Source organism: Murinocardiopsis flavida (assembly GCF_003014485.1).
Lineage (GTDB): Bacteria > Actinomycetota > Actinomycetes > Streptosporangiales > Streptosporangiaceae > Murinocardiopsis > Murinocardiopsis flavida.
Window position 1 is genome coordinate 168,508 of the sequence record NZ_PYGA01000004.1, and the last position, 17,563, is coordinate 186,070.

At 73.8% G+C, this 17,563-nt stretch carries 16 protein-coding genes; 10 read left to right on the forward strand and 6 right to left on the reverse strand.

Annotation, left to right across the window (positions count from 1 at the left end; all coding sequences use genetic code 11):
* Nucleotides 1-119: 119 nt before the first annotated feature.
* Nucleotides 120-986 carry a helix-turn-helix transcriptional regulator gene (locus tag CLV63_RS07965; RefSeq protein WP_106582421.1) on the reverse strand — a complete coding sequence of 289 codons (867 nt, stop codon included), beginning with the start codon at nt 984-986 and terminating at the stop codon, nt 120-122.
* Nucleotides 987-1,114: 128 nt separating this feature from the next.
* Here CLV63_RS07965 and CLV63_RS07970 point away from each other — a divergent pair, with 128 nt between their 5' ends.
* A complete protein-coding gene (locus CLV63_RS07970) occupies nt 1,115-1,546 on the forward strand; it encodes a nuclear transport factor 2 family protein (RefSeq protein WP_106582274.1) in 432 nt (143 codons plus the stop codon).
* Nucleotides 1,543-2,409, forward strand: coding sequence for an NAD(P)H-binding protein (locus CLV63_RS07975; RefSeq protein ID WP_106582275.1), 867 nt, complete (start codon nt 1,543-1,545; stop codon nt 2,407-2,409). Before CLV63_RS07970 ends, CLV63_RS07975 begins: the two co-directional genes overlap by 4 nt.
* Nucleotides 2,410-2,960: 551 nt before the next feature.
* On the opposite strand, the gene CLV63_RS07980 is transcribed toward CLV63_RS07975, so the two are convergent.
* A complete protein-coding gene (locus tag CLV63_RS07980) occupies nt 2,961-3,647 on the reverse strand; it encodes a TetR/AcrR family transcriptional regulator (protein ID WP_170134170.1) in 687 nt (228 codons plus the stop codon).
* 190 nt (nt 3,648-3,837) lie between these two features.
* On the opposite strand from CLV63_RS07980, the gene CLV63_RS07985 reads away from it, so the two are divergent.
* Nucleotides 3,838-4,470 (forward strand): LysE family translocator, encoded by a 633-nt coding sequence (locus CLV63_RS07985; RefSeq protein WP_106582277.1) that lies wholly within the window; start codon nt 3,838-3,840, stop codon nt 4,468-4,470.
* 912 nt (nt 4,471-5,382) lie between these two features.
* Here the strand turns inward: CLV63_RS07985 and CLV63_RS07990 are convergent.
* The gene (locus CLV63_RS07990; RefSeq protein ID WP_170134171.1) at nt 5,383-6,906 is read right to left on the reverse strand and encodes an OFA family MFS transporter; all 1,524 of its coding nucleotides are present in this window, start codon (nt 6,904-6,906) and stop codon (nt 5,383-5,385) included.
* Between the two features lie 138 nt (nt 6,907-7,044).
* Here CLV63_RS07990 and CLV63_RS07995 point away from each other — a divergent pair, with 138 nt between their 5' ends.
* The 3 genes from CLV63_RS07995 (at nt 7,045) to CLV63_RS08005 (ending at nt 10,223) form a co-directional block, all read left to right on the forward strand.
* Nucleotides 7,045-7,872: an arginase family protein gene (locus tag CLV63_RS07995; RefSeq protein ID WP_106582423.1), complete on the forward strand. Its 828-nt coding sequence runs from the start codon at nt 7,045-7,047 to the stop codon at nt 7,870-7,872.
* A gap of 299 nt (nt 7,873-8,171) precedes the next feature.
* Nucleotides 8,172-9,638, forward strand: a complete 1,467-nt coding sequence (locus CLV63_RS08000) for an MFS transporter (RefSeq protein WP_106582278.1) — start codon at nt 8,172-8,174, stop codon at nt 9,636-9,638.
* An 18-nt stretch (nt 9,639-9,656) separates the two neighbouring features.
* Nucleotides 9,657-10,223 (forward strand): TetR/AcrR family transcriptional regulator, encoded by a 567-nt coding sequence (locus tag CLV63_RS08005; protein WP_106582279.1) that lies wholly within the window; start codon nt 9,657-9,659, stop codon nt 10,221-10,223.
* Nucleotides 10,224-10,320: 97 nt separating this feature from the next.
* Here CLV63_RS08005 and CLV63_RS08010 read toward each other — a convergent pair whose 3' ends face one another.
* Complete coding sequence (locus CLV63_RS08010; RefSeq protein WP_106582280.1) at nt 10,321-11,091, reverse strand: AraC family transcriptional regulator; 771 nt, start codon at nt 11,089-11,091, stop codon at nt 10,321-10,323.
* Between CLV63_RS08010 and CLV63_RS08015 the strand changes: the two genes are divergently transcribed.
* Nucleotides 11,057-11,983, forward strand: a complete 927-nt coding sequence (locus tag CLV63_RS08015) for a sulfite exporter TauE/SafE family protein (protein WP_342751368.1) — start codon at nt 11,057-11,059, stop codon at nt 11,981-11,983. The two genes, CLV63_RS08010 and CLV63_RS08015, sit on opposite strands and share 35 nt — an antisense overlap.
* A gap of 16 nt (nt 11,984-11,999) precedes the next feature.
* Here CLV63_RS08015 and CLV63_RS08020 read toward each other — a convergent pair whose 3' ends face one another.
* Both CLV63_RS08020 and CLV63_RS08025 read right to left on the reverse strand, forming a co-directional pair.
* Complete coding sequence (locus CLV63_RS08020; protein ID WP_106582282.1) at nt 12,000-13,169, reverse strand: MFS transporter; 1,170 nt, start codon at nt 13,167-13,169, stop codon at nt 12,000-12,002.
* Nucleotides 13,170-13,442: 273 nt separating this feature from the next.
* Nucleotides 13,443-13,826, reverse strand: a complete 384-nt coding sequence (locus CLV63_RS08025; protein WP_146165522.1) for an SdpI family protein — start codon at nt 13,824-13,826, stop codon at nt 13,443-13,445.
* Nucleotides 13,827-13,984: 158 nt separating this feature from the next.
* Between CLV63_RS08025 and CLV63_RS08030 the strand changes: the two genes are divergently transcribed.
* The 3 genes from CLV63_RS08030 to CLV63_RS08040 all read left to right on the forward strand — a co-directional run bounded on the left by CLV63_RS08030 (nt 13,985) and on the right by CLV63_RS08040 (nt 17,497).
* Complete coding sequence (locus tag CLV63_RS08030; RefSeq protein ID WP_106582284.1) at nt 13,985-14,497, forward strand: DinB family protein; 513 nt, start codon at nt 13,985-13,987, stop codon at nt 14,495-14,497.
* 481 nt (nt 14,498-14,978) lie between these two features.
* Nucleotides 14,979-15,623 (forward strand): acyl-CoA-like ligand-binding transcription factor, encoded by a 645-nt coding sequence (locus tag CLV63_RS08035; protein WP_106582424.1) that lies wholly within the window; start codon nt 14,979-14,981, stop codon nt 15,621-15,623.
* A 290-nt stretch (nt 15,624-15,913) separates the two neighbouring features.
* A complete protein-coding gene (locus CLV63_RS08040) occupies nt 15,914-17,497 on the forward strand; it encodes an FAD-dependent monooxygenase (protein WP_106582285.1) in 1,584 nt (527 codons plus the stop codon).
* Nucleotides 17,498-17,563 lie beyond the last annotated feature (66 nt).

Genomic DNA, 17,563 nt, shown 5'->3' on the forward strand with positions numbered 1-17,563 from the left:
ACCCTTCGAGGATCCCCCGACACGCCCCCGAAAGCAGGTGTTTTCACCGCTTGTGACCGATTGTGGTCGTCGGCGGGGAATTCGCCCACCCCCGGTCAACGGTTCACACCCGCACCGCGTCAGCCCCCCGCCTCCTCCAGCTGCGACGACCCCCCAGAAGCCGCCACGCTCAACTGGAGCCGGGTGAGCTTGTCGTGATCCACACTGCCCGCCTCCGCACTGAGCATCACCACCCGCAGCTCCGTCCCCGGCACCGCCAACGTCTGGCAGTCCAGATCCAGCACACCCAGCTCACCGTGCACGACCCGCTTGCGCAGCGCCGCATCCGCCCCCACCCCATGCCGCCGCCACTCCGCCGCGAACCCCGGCGACCACGCCGCGAACGCCCCCACCAACCGCCGCAAGCCACCATCGTCCGGACGCCGCGCCAACGCCTCACGCGACTGCGCCGCCGCCTGCGCCTCGAACCCGCCCACCGCCCCCGGCGGCGCCGAGCACACCGCGCCCCCCAACCGCATCGCCAACCGCAGCACATTGCGCTCCGCCGCCGGCAGCGCACCGAAATCCGCCACCAGCGCCGCCGCCACCCCGTTCCACGCCAGCACGTCATGGCGCGCATCGCACACATACGCCGCAACCGGACCCAGCCGCCCCAGCAGCGCCAGCACCCCCGGCGGCACCCGCTCCACCCCGCCCGACCGCACCGGCGGCGCATGCCCCGCCAACCGCGACAGATGCGCCCGCTCCGCCTCCGACAGCTCCAGAGCCCGCCCGATCGCGTCGACCACCTGCGGCGACGGACGCGGCGCCCGCGCCTGCTCCAACCGCTCGTAATAGTTCACCGACACACCCGCCAGCCCCGCGACCTCCTCACGCCGCAACCCCGGCGTGCGCCGCACCCGCCCGAACTCCGCAAGGCCCACATCGACCGGACGCAGCGCCTCACGGCGCGCACGCAGAAACCCGCCCAGCTCTCGCTTGTCCACCCCCCAACCCTGCCACGCACCGCCCCACCCAGCCACGGACCACCGGTCCGGGGACAACACCGCCGTTCCCCCCGACACCCCACCCCGCCACCGTGGCAGCACACCGACCCCCCACAACGGAGGCCCCCATGGACCGAACACCCGACCAGATACTCCACCGCATGCTCGAACTCCTCACCGCCAAGGACATGGACGCTATCGCCGACCTCTGGGCACCCCACGGCACCGCCGCGTTCCCCTTCGCCGAAGCCGGCGCACCCACCCACCTCAGCGGACGCGAGACCATCCGCGCCTACCTCGCCGGATACACCGACGTCTACGACGTCACCGGCGTCCCCGCCATGCACGTCCACCACACCGGCGACCCGGCCACCGTCATCGTCGAGTTCACCGCCACCGGCCGCACCGTGCGCACCGGCGACCCCTACCGCATCGACTACATCACCGTGATCACCGTCCACGACGGACACATCACCGAATGCCGCGACTACTGGAGCCCCGTCCAGACCGCACGCGCCAGCGGCGACCTGGACGCACTCCGACAAGGACTGAACGCATGACGATCCTGGTCACCGGAAGCACCGGCAACACCGGCCGCCCCCTCACCGCGACACTGCGCGCCCGCGGCGCCGACGTACGCGCCACCAGCCGCACCCCCGGCCCCGACACCGTCCCCTTCGACTGGACCGACCCCCGCACCCACCCCCGCGCACTCGCCGGAGCGCACACGATCTACCTGGTACCGCCCCCGCTGACCCTGGACCCCACGCCGCTGGCACGGCCCTTCCTCGCCGCCGCGCGCACCGCCGGGGTGCGGCGCGTCGTCCTGCTCGGCTCCCTGGCCGAACTGCGCGGCGCCCCGGCACCCGCACCGGGCGGTTCCCCGGGCGGCCCCCCTGGACCCGCCGCACTGGCCGCGGCCGTGCGGTCGTTCCCGGAATGGGCGGTGCTGCGCCCGTCGGGGTTCATGCAGAACTTCACCGGCGCCCACCCCGTGGCCGCGGGCATCCGGGAGCGCGGCGAAATCCGTTCGGCAACGGGGGAGGGGCGGCTCGGCTGGATCGACGCCGCCGACATCGCGGCGGCAGCGGCGGAGCTGCTGCTGGCGCCGGGCCCGGTCGCGGGCGAGTACGTGCTCACCGGGCCGGAATCGCTCGGATACGCGGAGGCCGCGGCGATCATCGCGGCCGCCATCGGACGCCCGGTGCGCCACACGCCCGCCCCGGTCGCCGAGCTCATCCGGCGCAACCTCGACGCGGGCATGCCGGAGCCCTTCGCGGCGGCGCTGGTCGGGGTGGACACCGACATCGCCGCGGGCAGCGAGGACCGCGTCACCGACACGGTCCGCCGGCTGACCGGCCGCCCGCCGCGCTCCTTCGCCGACTTCGTCCGGACCCGCCCGGGGGAGTGGTCCACCGCGTGAAAAGGCGGGGCGTACCCCGGTGACCCGAGCACCGGCCCCGCTGCGGCGGGGCCGCACAAGGGACCCGGTAGATTTTTTTCAGGGCCTGCGCCGCCCGGCCCCTCGGCCCGGTTCCCGCAGCTCAGCCCGCACGGCGGGGGAGCGGACCACCGCACCACCAAGCGTCGACGACCCATCACCGTGTCAATGAATCGCATTCAGCACTTGAATGAACGGGCGTTGTTTCGTATGCTCTTCATCAGAAGGCGAGCACGAAAACCCGCGGAGCCCCCACTCCAAGGATCCCCACGTGCCCGCCGACGAAGGACCGGTAGGACCCCGTGCGGGGCCCCGCGGAGCCCCCACTCCGAGCGGCCCCGCACGGGACCGGCCGGCAGCGTACGGCGCAACGGAGCCCCCACTCCCGCCCGCCACGTCTCTGGGAGCCCCCAATCTCCAGAGCCGGCGCACAACGACAAGCGGCGGCCCGCGCCGGCACTGAGGAGCCCCCACTCCCAGCGCCCGGAGCGGGCCGTTCGCATGCGCGCCAGGCCCACCCCAGGGCCCGCGCCCTACGCGCGGTCACCGAAGATCCGCCGGCACACGATCTCCAACTCCCAGCGCAGATCCTCCACCCGGCTCTCCGACGGCTCCACCGAGAACACCCGCCGACACCCCTCGACCACCACATCCACCGCATGGCGCCCCAGACCCGGCACCGCCGACGGCGACCGCAGCCCCCCGGCCCGATAACTGGCCTCCGCCGCCGCCATGACCGTCGCCGCCCAGAAGTCCAGGTGCTCCTCCCACTCCACCCGGTAGGGCGCCACCCCCTCGGCCTCATCGCCCGAATCGGTCACCGCCATCGCCACCGCCGCCAGCAGCACCGGGCGCCGCTGCCGCCAATGCCCGATCATCACGTCGAGCAGCCGCCCGATGTAGGAGCCGAACGCCTCGCCCTCGCGCAACCCCAGGTCGACACTGTCGAACAGTTCGGCGTTGCGCCGCCGGATCAGATCGGCGAGCAGATCGCGCTTGGACCCGTAGTGGTTGTACAGCGCCGGCGCCTTCAACCCCGCCTGCGCGGCGATCAGCGGCATCGTCAACCGGTCGTAGCCCACGTCGTGCAGCACAGTCTCCGCCGCCTCGCACAACCGCATCTTGTTCGCCTCGCGCGCCGCCTCGCGCAGCGCACCGGAGTTGTCACGGCGCTGCCGCAGCTCTTGCGCGGTCAATCGCGGGGGAGTGGCTTCGTTCATTGCGACGATCTCTATTCCTGTGCCCATCAACGGTCGTGGGAGCCAGAGCCGCGCTCCCGAGGACCGGGGGACGACGCGGTCGATGGTGGCATTCAGCCTAGCCGCCGTACCCAGGCACGCCGCCACCGGCGCACCCGGCCGGTGCGGGACCGCACCCGTACAGCGCAGGCACCGAGTCTAGGATGCGGCCATGCCCCAACCCCACGTCCTCGCGCTGTTCACCGCCGCAGCGATCGCGCTCATCGTCGTCCCCGGACCCAACCTCCTCTACATCCTCACGCGCAGCGTCAGCCAGGGGCGCCGGGCCGGGGTGATCTCCGCGTTCGGCGTGGAGACCGGCACCCTCGTCCACGTGGCCGCCGCGGCGATCGGGCTGTCCTCGCTGCTGGCCACCTCCGCCGTGGCCTTCGACATCGTCCGGTACGCGGGCGCGGCCTACCTCGTCTACCTCGGGGTGCGCGCCCTCGCCGACCGCGCGCCGCTGGACCTCGGCACGGAGGCGGCCCCGCCGCGCGCCCTGGCCCGAGTCTTCCGCGACGGGATGCTCGTCAACGTGTTCAACCCCAAGGTCGCGCTGTTCTTCCTGGCGTTCCTGCCGCAGTTCGTCGACCCGGCCGCAGGACCGCCCGCGATGCAGATCCTGGTGTTCGGGGCGATCATGGCGTCGCTGGGCCTGGCCATGGACCTGACCTTCGCCTTCGGCGGGGGAGCGGTCAGCGCCTGGCTGCGGCGGCGGCCCGCGATCGCCTCCCGCCAGCGCTTCGCCGTGGGCGGCGTGTACCTGTCGATGGGGGCCGCGGCGGCGCTGAGCGGACGCCACTGAGGCGGGGAGTAGCGGATCGGGGCGTCGGAGCCAGGCACCCCGCCCTGTTTCCGATAATTCCTACCGATTTGCTGCATAATTAGCTTTATGCAGCAAAAATCGCACTGGCCGGGATGGGAGCGGGGGTGCACCGCTCTGCGGGGGAGGCTGCGGCGCGGCGGCCCCACCACGGCCCGGCCTGGGCACACGCACCGATGATCAGATCCTGACCTGCGCCGATGCGGTGGACGCCGTGGGTGCGGTGACCGTGCGTCACGCGCCGCGGCGCGGTCGGTACCGAGCGGCCCGGGACGCGTCCGGACACCCGCGCCGGCCTGGCCCAGCGACCCGACGGCGGCACCCGCAGCCGCACTGGGTCCGGCCCACAGCACCCGCACGACGACCGGGACGGGTGCCGCCCGGCGGGAAAAGCCGCCGCGGGCGCGGCCCGCAGGGGACGGCGTGTCGGCGTGACACCGTCACCGGATAACCCGTTACTTGACATAATGTACATTATCGGCGCGCTATCGGGAGGAGCGGAAACCCCGCAACCGCCTGGACGCCATCACCGACGGCGGCGACCGCACCCCGGTGACAGTGCGTATCGGCACCCCGCTGCCCGACACGCTCTCCGACCACGGCGACTTGTGCTGCCCATGGCCGATCCTGGGCCTGTCGGTCCGGCTGGACTGGCTGGGCCTGCCCGACCTGGGATTCGCGGTCGACCCGCACGCCCTCATGACGTCCGCGGGCGGCAGCCGACGCTCAGCGCCGCGGCGCCCCCGCAACGGTCCGGCTCCTCCCCCGCACCCGCCCGCAGTATGCGAACACTTGTTCGCACGCCGACTCCCCCGGGCCCCGAGCCCGTGACCTGGGCTCCGGGGCGCGTGCTGCCGTTCTCCACCCGCCGCTCCCCTGCCGTGTGCGGCGGTCTCAGCCGGTGAACAGCTGGGCGGAGGTCAGGGCGATGCGCACCACCCCGTAGCCCAGGAGCAGGGTGACCAGGGTCCAGGCCAGGGCGAGCCACAGGGCGGGGTTGCGGGCCGCCGCGGGGGCACCGCTCTCGGTCACGGCAGCGGCCGCGTTCGCGTCCGTGCGGGCTGCGGCGGGTTCGTGGAACCGGTCAGCGACGGGCCGGACCAGCAGGTTGGCGGTGAACCCGATGGCGAGCAGGCCCACCATGGTCAGCAGCGGCACGGTGTAGGCGGCCTGGGTGAGGGTGCCGGGTTCGCCTTCGGCGTCGAGGAAGGTGTTGATGATGAGGGGCCCGGCGATGCCTGCGGCCGACCAGGCGGTGAGGAGCCGGCCGTGGATGGCGCCGACCTGGTAGGTGCCGAAGAGGTCGCGCAGGTAGGCGGGGACGGTGGCGAACCCTCCCCCGTAGAACGACAGGATGACGCAGGCCAGGGCGACGAACAGGGCGACGGAGGTGGCGCCGGTGGTGGCGAGGACGGCGTAGAGGACGGCGCCGAGGCCGAGGTAGAGGAGGTAGACGTTGCGGCGGCCGATGATGTCGGAGGTGGAGGACCAGACGAATCGGCCGAGCATGTTGAACAGGGAGAGCATGCCGACGAATCCGCCGGCCGCGGCGGCGGTGATGGCGGTGGCGCCGTCGGTGCGGAAGAAGTCCTGGATCATGGGGCTGGCCTGTTCGAGGATGCCGATGCCGGCGGTGACGTTGGTGAACAGGACGATCCACAGGAGCCAGAACTGGGGGGTGTGCACGGCGTTGCGGGCGGAGACGTCGGCGGTGGTGATCATCGGGTTGGTGCTGCGGGTGGTGCGGGTGGTGGGCGGGTGCCAGCCTTCGGGTGGGATGCGGATGAGGGCGACGCCGAGGCTCATGAGGGCGAGGTAGCCGAGGCCGAGGGTGACGAAGAGGGCGACGAGGGCGTTGCCGGAGGCGGGGTCGCCGGTGCCGTAGGCGGGGTCGTAGAGGGTGAGGAGTTGGTTGGACAGGGGTGTGGCGACGAGGGCGCCGCCGCCGAAGCCCATGATGGCGAGTCCGGTGGCGAGTCCGGGCCGGTCGGGGAACCATTTGATGAGGGTGGAGACCGGTGAGATGTAGCCGATGCCGAGTCCGATGCCGCCGATGACGCCGTAGCCGAGGTAGAGCAGCCAGAGTTGGCTGGTGGCGATGCCGAGGGCGCCGATGAGGAATCCGCTGGACCAGCAGAGGGCGGAGACGGCCATGGAGGCGCGGGGGCCGTGGCGTTCGACCCAGGTTCCGCCGAGGGCGGCGGAGAGGCCGAGCATCACGATGGCGATGGAGAAGATGATGCCGATCTGGGTCTGGCCGGTGTCGAAGTGGGCGATGAGGGAGTTCTTGTAGACGCTGGTGGCGTAGGCCTGGCCGATGGAGAGGTGGACGGCCAGGGCGGCGGGCGGGATGAGCCACCGGTTGTAGGTGTGGGGGGCCACGGAGGCGGCCTTGTCGAGCAGCTTGGGTGCGGGCACGCTGCTGTCCTCACGTCCGGGGTGGGGTGTGTGGGCCGGGTGTGTCGTTGAAATTGGTATCAATCGGCGGGGTGAGGTTCAAGGGCGGGGGTTCGGTGCCCGTGGCGGGGGGCGGGGGGCGGATCTAGGGTGGGCGCCATGGTGTTGGAGCGCGAGGTCGATCTGGTGGTCCCGTTGTGGCAGGGCGGTGATGACGTCCGGGTGGCCGCGGGTGCCGCGGAGTTGGCGCGGATGGTGCCTGCGGGCGGGGGCCGGCTGCATGTGGCGGTGCCCGATGGGGGCCGCGAGGTGGTGGAGGGTGTGCGCAGCCTGGAGGTGGTGGCGGAGGTGGTGCGGCAGTTGCGGGAGCGGTTGGCGCATCGGGATCCGGGGCGGGTGCTGACGCTGGGGGGCGATTGCCTGTCGGATGTCGCGGCGGTGGGGCATGTGGCGGGGCGGCATCCGGGGTTGGTCGTGTACTGGGTGGACGCGCATGCGGATTTGAACACGCCGGAGAGTTCGCCGAGTGGGCGTGCGCATGGGATGGGGTTGCGGGTGCTGCTGGGTGAGGGGCATCCGCGGTTGGTGGGTTCGGGGGGTGCGGCGTTGGCGGCGTCGCGGGTGACGCTGGTGGGGGTGCGGGATCTGGATGCGGCGGAGGCGCTGTTCGTGCGGGAGGCGGGGATGGCGGTGGTGGATCCGGTGGAGGTGATGGCGGATCCGGGGCGGGTGGTGGCGGGTCGTGCCGCGGGGTCGCCTGCGTATGTGCATCTGGATATGGATGTATGCGATCCGTTCGATCTGCCGGCGATGGCGTGTCCGACTCCGGGGGGTCCGCCGGCTGCGGCGGTGGCGGGGGCGTTGGCGGCGATCGCGGCGCATCACGATGTGGTGGGTGTGGGGGTATGCGAGTACGTGCCGGTGGTGGAGCACGACCAGGGGAAGGTGCGGGCGCTGCTGGGTGCGTTGGGGTTGGTGGGGGCCTGAGTGGCGGGGCGTGCGGTTCGGGTGGGTGCCGCTCCCCTGCCGGGTGGTCGGTGTGCCGGTGGTCGTGCCGGGTGGGGCGGTGCGGGCTGATGCGGCCGGGGCGCGCCGGTGTTGGCGGATGACGGCTGATTCGACCGAGGCGTGTCGCTGAGCAGCGGGGACGCGAGGCCAGGCCGGTGGTGGGCGGGTCGGTGTGGCCGACGCCTCACCCGCAAACTGTACCGGATGGAAGGTACAGTTTGCGGGTGAGTCATCCCTGCATTGAGAAGGCGCCCGACACGGCCGCGCGCCGGTGGTCGATGCTGGCCACCATTGCCGCCGGGCTGCTGCTGATCACCCTGGACAACTCGATCCTGTACACCGCGCTGCCCACGCTGACCACGGAGTTGGGGGCGAGCGGCACGCAGAGCCTGTGGATCGTCAACGCCTACCCCGTGGTCATGGCGGGCCTGCTGCTGGGCAGCGGCACCTTGGGCGACCGGGTCGGGCACGTGCGGATGTTCGTCGTCGGCCTGATCGTGTTCGGCCTGGCGTCGCTGGCGGCGGCGTTCTCCCCCACCGCCTGGGCGCTCATCGCGACCCGCGCCCTGCTGGCGGTGGGGGCGGCGATCATGATGCCGGCGACGTTGGCCCTGATCCGGGTGACCTTCACCCGCGAGCGCGAGCGCAACATCGCGATCGCGGTGTGGGGCAGCATGGCCGTGGTCGGCGGCGCGCTGGGGCCCATTGTGGGCGGCGCGCTGCTGGAGTTCTTCTGGTGGGGGTCGGTGTTTTTGATCAACGTGCCGGTGGTGGTCGCGGCGCTCGTCGCGACGGCGCTGATCGGCCCGCGCAACGACCCCGACCCCGCGAAGCGGTGGGATCTGCTGTCGTCGGTGCAGGCGATGGTGGGCCTGGTCGCGGCCGTGCTGGCGATCAAGGAGCTGGCCCACACGCCGCCGAGCGGGGTGGTCCTGGTCGCGGCCCCGCTGGTTGCGGCGGTGTCCTTCGTCCTGTTCGCGCGCCGCCAGCGCCGCCTGGCCGATCCCCTGCTGGACTTCGCGATCTTTTGCAACCCGGCGTTCTCCTCGGGGGTGCTGGCGGCGGGGTTCGCCATGTTCACCATGGGCGGGCTCCAGCTGGTCACCACCCAGCGGTACCAGTTGGTGGCCGGGTTCACGCCCATGGAGGCGGGGTTCCTGGTCGCCGCGGTGGCGGCGGGGTCGCTGCCCACCGCGCTGCTGGGCGGCGCGTTCCTGCACCGGACCGGGCTGCTGCCGCTGGTCACCGGGGGTTTGGCGGGCGCCTTGGCGGGTGTGGTGATGGCGATCGCGGGGTTCCAGTGGTCGTTCGCGGTGCTGGTGGTCGGGCTGGTGCTGACCGGGGGCGGGTTGGGCGCCGCGATGTCGGTGGCCTCGGCCGCGATCGTGGGCAACGCGCCGCGCAACCGGGCGGGGATGGCCTCCTCGGTGGAGGAGGTGTCCTATGAGTTCGGCAACCTGAGCGCGGTCGCCCTGTTGGGCAGCCTGCTCACCGTCGTCTACGCTGCCGCGGTGGACCTGCCCGCGGGGGCGCCGGGGCGGGCCGGGCTGAGTCTGGCCGATGCGCGGGCGGCCGCCGGGGGCGATGCGGCGGTCGTCGGGGCGGCCAACGCGGCCTTCGACACCGCCTACCTCGTGGTGATGGTGGTGGTGGCCGCGTTCTTGGCGGTGGGGGTGGCCGTCACCGGGTTCCTGCTGCGCCGCCACGGCCCCGGGACGGTCTCGCAGCTGCACGCCGACCACTGACGACGGAGGGGCGCCGCGATGCGTCAGAGCAAGAGGACCCAGATCCTGGACGCCGCGTTCCGCGTCGTTCAGCGCGCGGGTGTGCGGGCGGTGACCTTCGAGTCGGTGGCCGCGGAGTCGGGGCTGACCAAGGGCGGGCTGCTGTACCACTTCCCGTCGCGCGAAGCCCTGTTGGAGGCCATGCACGGCCACATGGCGCAGCGGTGGGAGGAGGAGTTGGAGGGGGCGGTGGGCGGCGCGGCCGGGGAGGTGTCGGCGCGGGAGCGGTCGGCCGCCTACGCGGCGGTGACCGCGCGCAGCTCGACCCGGGCCGAGCTGCTGCTGATGCTGGAGGGCGCCAACGAGCCGGCCATGTGCGCGCCCTGGCATGGGGTGCTGGAGCGGTGGGCGCCGGCGCCCGTGTCGGCGGAGCCGTCGCGGCGGGAGTTGGAGGCGTTCGTCCACCGGTTGGCCGCCGACGGGTTGTGGCTGTACGAGTCGTTGGCGGAGCGGCCGCTGGATCCGCGGGTCCGGCGGCGGGTGGCGGAGTATCTCGCCGCGGCCTCGGCCGAGGGCCCGGAGGAGGACGAGGACGGGGACGCCTGAGCGGGCGGCGGGTCGCGCGCCGCTCCCCCGGTCCCGTGCGGTGGGGCGGCTGCGGGCGGCGGGGGCCCGGTTGTGCGGTGCGGCCGGTCCCCCGGGGTCAGCGGGGCGGGGTGCGGTAGTCCTTCGGGGCGGCGCCGAGGACGCGGCGGAACATGGTGGAGAACGCGGCGGGGCTGTCGTAGCCGAGGCGGGCGGCGATGCGGGTGACGGGTTCGCCGCGGGCCAGGGGTGTGAGGGCGTGCAGGACGCAGGCGCGTTGGCGCCATGCGGCGAAGCCCATGCCGGTTTCGGTGTGGAAGAGGCGGTTCAGGGTGCGTTGGCTGATGTGCAGTCGGGCGGCCCAGCGGGCGGGCGGGTCGTGGATGTGGGGGGCGTCGAGGAAGTCGGCGCAGAGGGCGCGCAGGCGGGTGTGGTGCGGCAGGGGCAGGTCGAGGGGCAGGGGTGCGAGTCGGTTGATCTCGTGCAGGATCAGGGCGATGAGGGCGGCGTCGCGGCTGCGGCGGCGGTAGTGGGGGGCGATGTCGACGGCGTCGAGGAGGAGTTCGCGTAGGAGCGGGGAGACGTCGACGACTTGGCAGCGCGGGGGGAACCAGGGGGCGGCGCCGGGTTCGATGTAGAGGCTGCGGGTGGTGACGTCGTCCATGGTGACCTGGTGGTCGGTGTGGGCGGGGATGAGGACGGCGCGGTGGGTGGGGACGGTCCAGGTGCCGTCGGCGGTTTCGACGCGCATGGTGCCGGTGGCGCCGTAGAGGAGTTGGGCGCGGCGGTGCCGGTGGGTGGGCAGGAGGTGGTGGGGCGGGTAGTCGGTGCCGATCGCGAGGACGGGGCGGTCGATGGTGTCGACCTCGGCGATGGGGATGTTGCGCATGCGGGCGACGGTACCGGTGCTGTCTGTTTCGCGAAAGGAGTTGGCGTTCTTTCGGATGCGCGCCATGGGGTGGGTGGTTAGCGTCGGGCGGGTGGGTGATTCGGTTCTGCTTCTTCTGGTGTTCGGCTGCCTGACCGGGGTGACGACGGTCCTGTTCGGGTTCGGCGGCGGTTTCGTGACGGTGCCGGTGGTGTATGCGTTCACGGTGGCCCGGTCGGGGGGCGGGGTGGATGCGATGCATGTGGCGGTGGCCACGTCGGCGGCCGTCATGGTGGTCAATTCGGTGGGGGCGACGCTGGCGCAGGCGCGGTCGGGGCGGTTGCGGCGGGAGTACCTGTGGCCGCTGGGGGCGTGGGTCGCGGTGGGTGCGGCGGCGGGGGCGCTGGGGGCGGTCGCGGTGGGCGATGCGGTCCAGCGGGTGCTGTTCGCCGTGTATCTGGGGGTGACGATCCTCGACAGTGTGGTCCGGCGGGGGTTTGTCGCGGGGGGTGTTGCGGGGGCGGGGCCGCGTCCGCTGGGGCGGGTGGCCGCGTCGGCGGGCGGGGTGGGGATCGGGGCGGTGGCGAGTGTGCTGGAGGTGGGGGGCAGTGTCATGACGGTGCCCCTGCTGCGGCGCCGGGGGGTGGCGATGGCGGATGCGGCGGCGATGGCGAACCCGTTGAGCGTGCCGGTGGCGGTGGTGGGGACGGCGGTGTACGCGCTGGTGGGCAGTGGGGCGGCGCCGGGGCATGTGGGGTATGTGGACGTGGTGGCGGCGGGGCTGCTGCTGGCGGGGTCGCTGCCGGCGATCGCGGTGGTGCGCCGGGTGGTGGGGCGGGTGCCCGACCGGGTGCACGCCGTGGCCTACATCGGCCTGCTGGTGGTGGTGCTGGTGGCCATCGTCGTGGTGTGAGGGGCCCGGGCCCGGGTCAGCGGCCGGGGGGTCGGCGGCCGGGGCGGGAGCGGCGCAGGGTGAGGGTGGTGGCGGTGAGCAGGCCGCCGAAGGTCGCGAAGACGGCGGCGACGCCGAGTCCGGCGGCGAGGGTGCCGGCGAGCAGCGGCAGGGTGGCCTGGCCGAGGTGGTTGCCGGTCATGCGCAGGGCCATGGCGCTGGCGCGGGAGGTGGGTGCGGCGGCGTCGGCGACCCAGGCCATGGTGAGGGGTTGGCCGATGCCGAGTCCGAGTCCGGCGGCGGTCATGGCGAGGGCGAGGGCCCAGAGGGGCAGGGGGACGGTGAGCAGGGTGACGGCGGCCGCGGACAGGGCGATGCTGGCGATGAGGACGGTGTGGCGGCCTTTGCGGGCGACGGCGGCGCCGAGGAAGAGCCGGGAGATGACGGAGGAGGCGGCGCGCAGGGCGAGCAGGAGGCTGACGGCGGTGGCGGAGAGTCCGCGTTCCTCGCCGAGGGCGGGCAGGTAGACGGTGATCATGTCGATGCTGGCCAGGACGGCGAGGCTCGCGAGGATGGCGGGGGTGATGCCGGGGGTGCGCAGGACGTCGATGGAGCGTTGCGGCGGGGCGGGGCGGGTGGTGGCGCTGCGGGGGGCGTGGGGGGTGCGGGGCATGCCGAGCAGGGCGAGGAGGGAGCCGGCGGCGGCGATGCCGCAGCCGGTGAAGGCGAGGGTGGTGAGGGAGGCGGGTTCGGTGGCGGCGAGCCCGGCGAGCAGGAGGGGGCCGAGGAGTTGGCCGGCGGATCCGGCGAGGGAGAAGTAGCCGAAGCGCGTGTCGAAGGTGTGGCGGGGTGAGCGGTTGGCGACGATGGCCTGGGCGGCGACCATGGCGAGGATGATGCCGATGCCGGCGGCGATGGAGCAGGCGATGATGGTGGCGGGGCCTCGGGCGTAGGCGAGTCCGAAGGCGGAGGCGGTGAGGAAGGCGCTGCCGGCGAGGTAGGCGGGGCGTTCGTCGTGCAGGTCGACCCAGCGTCCGATGGGGATGGCGACGATGAGGGGGACGAGGGCGAGCGCGGTGGTGAACACGCCGAGCCAGACGGGGCCCATGCCGAGTTCGAGGGCGCGGTAGGAGATGACGGGGCGCAGGGTGGAGAAGGCGCCGTGGAAGAGGACGCCGTGGATGAGGATGCGGACGAACCAGCCCACGTGCGTGTCCTTTCGCGCCGGGGTGGCTCACTCCCCCGGATGTGTTCGTTAGCGTAACTAAGTTGTTTGCGCGTGTTCAGGAGTACCAAGACGGCGCTGCCTTGGCAAACCGGCGCCCACCTGCTGGGACGCGCTACCCCGGGTGCGGTGCCGCGCGCCGGTGCGGCGCGGGGTCCGGGCCGGATGCGCATCGCCCCAGATGGGCGGCCGGGCAGGGCGGGGCGGCCCGACCGGTCACTCCCCCGCTGCCGGACGGCGCCGCGCGGGGTGCGGCTATTCCCCGACGGCGTCGGCGCCGTTGCTGTGGGCGATGGCCGTCGCGACGACGAGCAGGACGACGACCGCCGCGAACCCGGCGGCCGGGACGATCAGCACCCCGGGGGCGGAGAACACCCCGGTGGCGGCGAGGACCGCGGACGCGATCGTCAGCGCGCCGCTGAGATAGCCCGTGTACGCGCAGGCCAGCAGCCACGGGGCCGCGGCCTGGTGGCCTGCCGCCCAGGCGGCGTCCGATGACTTCGTGATCGACGTCCGCAGCCCGACCGCGGAGTTCCGGCCCAGGCCCCCCTGCGTGGTCGCGTGCTGGACGTGGTGGGCCACTCCGGACACGGAGGCGATCCCCACAGCGGCGCTGAACAGCGGCGCCAAGGCTTCCATGGCAGGTCGCGCATTTCTCTCGGATGCGGTCACCGCGGTGATACGGGAGGGCTCGCGGCGGCACCCATCGAATCGCGGACGCGCTCACCGCGTCAATTCAGGGGACCGCCGTCCGCAGGGCCGGGAGCCGGGCGCGCCGCGGCCGCTAGGGTGCGGGGATGGTCGCACACGTGCCGTTCACCGGCGGCGAGAAGCAGAGCCTGCACATTGCCCTGGACCGGCACCGCGACGCGGTGCTGTGGAAGCTCGACGGACTGGACGAGGACCGGCTGCGCCGCCCGGTGACCCCCTCGGGCATGAGCCTGCTGGGGCTGGTCCAGCACCTCGCGGGCGCCGAACTCGGCTGGTTCTGCCTGACGTTCGGCCGCCCGTGCGAGCCCCTGCCGTTCGCGGTCGAAGGCGATGCGGCGTCCGACTGGCACGTGGCGTCCGACGAGCCGGCCAAGGACGTCCTGGAGTTCTACCGCCGCGCCCGGGCCGCCGCGGACGAGGCGATCGAGGGCCTCGACATCGACGCCACCGGTACCGCGTTCGCGTTCTTCGACGGCGCCACTGTTTCGCTGCGCTGGACCCTGATCCACATGCTCGAAGAGGTCGCCCGGCACGCGGGCCACGCCGACATCCTGCGCGAGTCCCTCGACGGGTCCACGGGAGACCACCGCCGGGGCTGAGGGTCGGCGGTGGGCCGCCGTGGCGTGTCCCGACCGAGGCTGGTGGGGTGCCGTCCTCGCCTACCCCGATCGCCGAAGGGCGTCCTCTCGGCGGGAATCCGGACGGGTTCCCCTTCAGGCCCTGAGGTGTCCGCCGCGAACCGCCCCCCGTTGGCCGGTGGGGACGGTCTGCGCCCCGGTTCGCGCCCGCGCGCGGGCGAGGGTCCGGGCCGCGTTCCCCAGACGACAGGAGGTGCCCGCGCGCGGGATGCCCCGACGCTGGGCAGGCGGAGGATCCGAGGACGGTCGCGATGGTGCTGCACAGGTGCGGCTGGGCTCCGGGCGGGGCCCGCGCCGGGGCCACGGACGTGCTTACGGCGGCCGGCGTGTACCGGCCCCGTGCGATGAGCAGGGCCCCTGGGGGGTGTGCGGGGCTACCGCCCAAAAATTTTGCCGGTACGGAAATATTGCCTTTTCGGCAAAATGTATTACGGTGGTCGGCATGGCACCAGGAGAGCGCGTCCCCGCGGGGCTGCGTGAACGCAAGAAGCAGCAGACCCGGGCCGCGCTGACCCGCGCCGCGATCCGCCTCACCGTCGAACGCGGCTTCGACGACGTCACGGTGGAGGACGTCGCCGCCGCGGCGGAGGTGTCGGTGCGCACCTTCCGCAACTACTACTCCGGCAAGGCCGAGGCGATCGCCGCCGGGCACCTCCAGCGCGCCCTGCGCATCGCCGAGGAGCTGCGCGCCCGCCCCGCCGCCGAACCCCTGTGGGACGCACTCGCCGCCGCGGTCCAGGCCCCGTTCGCCCCGGAGCCCGACACCGACACCTTCACCGAGACCGGGACCGACTCCCCCGGCGCCCGGCCCTGGATCGGCGGGCTCCGCCTCATGCTCACCGAGCCGGCCGTGCGGGGCGAAGTCCTCAAGGCCGACGCCGCCGCCCAGGACGCGCTGGCCGCCGCCATCGCCGAGCGCACCGGCACGGCCGCCGAGGCGATGTACCCGCACCTGGCCGCCGCGGTGGTCTCCGCCGCGCTCTCGGTGGCCGTACAGCGCTGGCTGCGGTCCGAGGAGCCGGGCGACATCGCCCCGCTGCTGCGCGACGCCCTTGCCCAGGTCACGGCGGGCCTGCCCGCCCCTTAGCGGCCGCCGCGCCGCTCCCTTCCACCCCTCCGCTGCCTTCGGCCCTCGCTGTCCCGGCGCACCGTCGGCCCGTGCCGGGCCGGGCCACCCGCGCCTCCCCTCCCATCCCGCTCCCCCGCCGCCCCGCTGTCCGCGCATGCCCCGGCTCCGCTCCCCCGCGCCTCCAGCGCAGGCTCCCCGGGAGGGCAGGACGGCCGCCCCGCGAAGCCGCGGACAACGCACCCAGTAGCCAACGCACCCATGAACCACACCGGCCCGCCCCGGGCCGCCCGACAACGCACGGAGAACCGATGATCGCCGATGTCGTCATTGCCGGAGGCGGCCCCAACGGGCTGATGCTGGCCTGTGAACTGGCCCTGGCCGGGGTCCGCCCCCTCGTCCTGGAACGCCTGCCGGAGCCCAGCCGCGAACCCAAGGCCAACGGCCTCCTCGGCCAGGTCGTCACCGTGCTCGACCGCCGCGGCCTGTACACGCCCCTCAGCGGCCACCCCGGCCCGCCCCAACCCAACACCGGCTATTTCATGTTCGGCGGGCTGGCCCTGGACCTGGGCATGCTGGCCGACAGCCCCGTCCACGCCCTGGCGGTGCCCCAGCGCCGCATCGTCGAGGTCTTGGAGGAGCGCGCCGGGGAACTCGGCGTGCGGATCCGGCGCGGGCACGAGGTCCGCGCATTCCAGCAGGACGGCGACGCGGTCACCGTCGAGGCGGGCGGTCCCGACGGCGCCTACCGGGTGCGGGCCCGCTACCTCGTGGGCGCGGACGGCGCCCACAGCGTCGTCCGCAAGCGGTCGGGGATCGGGTTCCCCGGTGTCAGCTACGACCGGACGACCACCCGCACGGCGCACGCCGCGGTCCCGGCCGGCTGGGTGGACCCCGGCAGCGGGGTGCTGACCGTGCCCGGTCACGGCCCCGTCCGGCCGTTCCTGCCCCTGCGCACCGAGCACGGAGGGTTCTCCTATGCGCCGCTGCCGGGCGGGCCGCCGCTGGTCAGCACCACCGAATGGGACCTCCCCGCCGACGGGGGCCCGATGACGCTGGCGGAGCTCCAGGCGAGCATCCGCCGGGTCCTGGGCGCCGACGTGCCGCTCGACCCGCCCGAAGGGATGGACGCGCCGGTGCTGCGCCGCCTGTCCGGGGGCAACACCCGCATGGCGGAGCGGTTCCGCGACGGCCGCGTGTTCCTGGTCGGCGACGCCGCCCACGTGTTCACCGCGGGCGGCGGTCCCGGGCTCAACCTCGGCATGCAGGACGCGGTCAACCTCGGGTGGAAGCTCGCCGCCCGGCTCCGCGGCGGCGCCCCGGACGGGCTGCTGGACACCTACGAGCAGGAGCGGCGCCCCGCTGCCGCGCGCATGGTCACCTACGCGCGGGCGCAGGCGGCGCTGCTCGCCCCGGGCGGCGACGTCACCGCGCTGCGCACCCTGGTCGGGGAGTTCCTCGGCGAGCAGGGCGTCGTGCAGCGCCTCGCCGACCTCACCGCGGGCACCGACGTCGTCTACCCCATGGGCGGCGGCGCGGGGCATCCGCTGGTGGGGCGGTGCGCCCCGGAGATGGAGTTGCGGACCGCCGAGGGGCCGGTGCGCCTGGCGGAGGCGGCGGCGGGCGGGCGGCCGCTGCTGCTCGACCTGACCGGGGGCGCCGCGGCGGCGGGGGCGCTGGCGGCGTGGCGGGGCCGGGTCGACACCGTCACCGCGGCGCCCCCGGACGCCGATGCCGGCGCCGGCGCCGGTGGAGGTGCCACCGCGCTGCTGTTGCGGCCGGACGGGTACGTGGCGTGGGCGTCGGAGTCGGCCCGCCCGGGCCCCGCGGAACTGGACGCGCTGCGCGCGGCGGCGCAGCGGTGGTTCGGTACGCCCGCCCCTGCTCCCGTCTGAGGGCCGCGCCGACGTTCCGGCCCCTCGGCCCACGCGCGAGTACCGCTGCCCTCAGGCCGGCCTAGC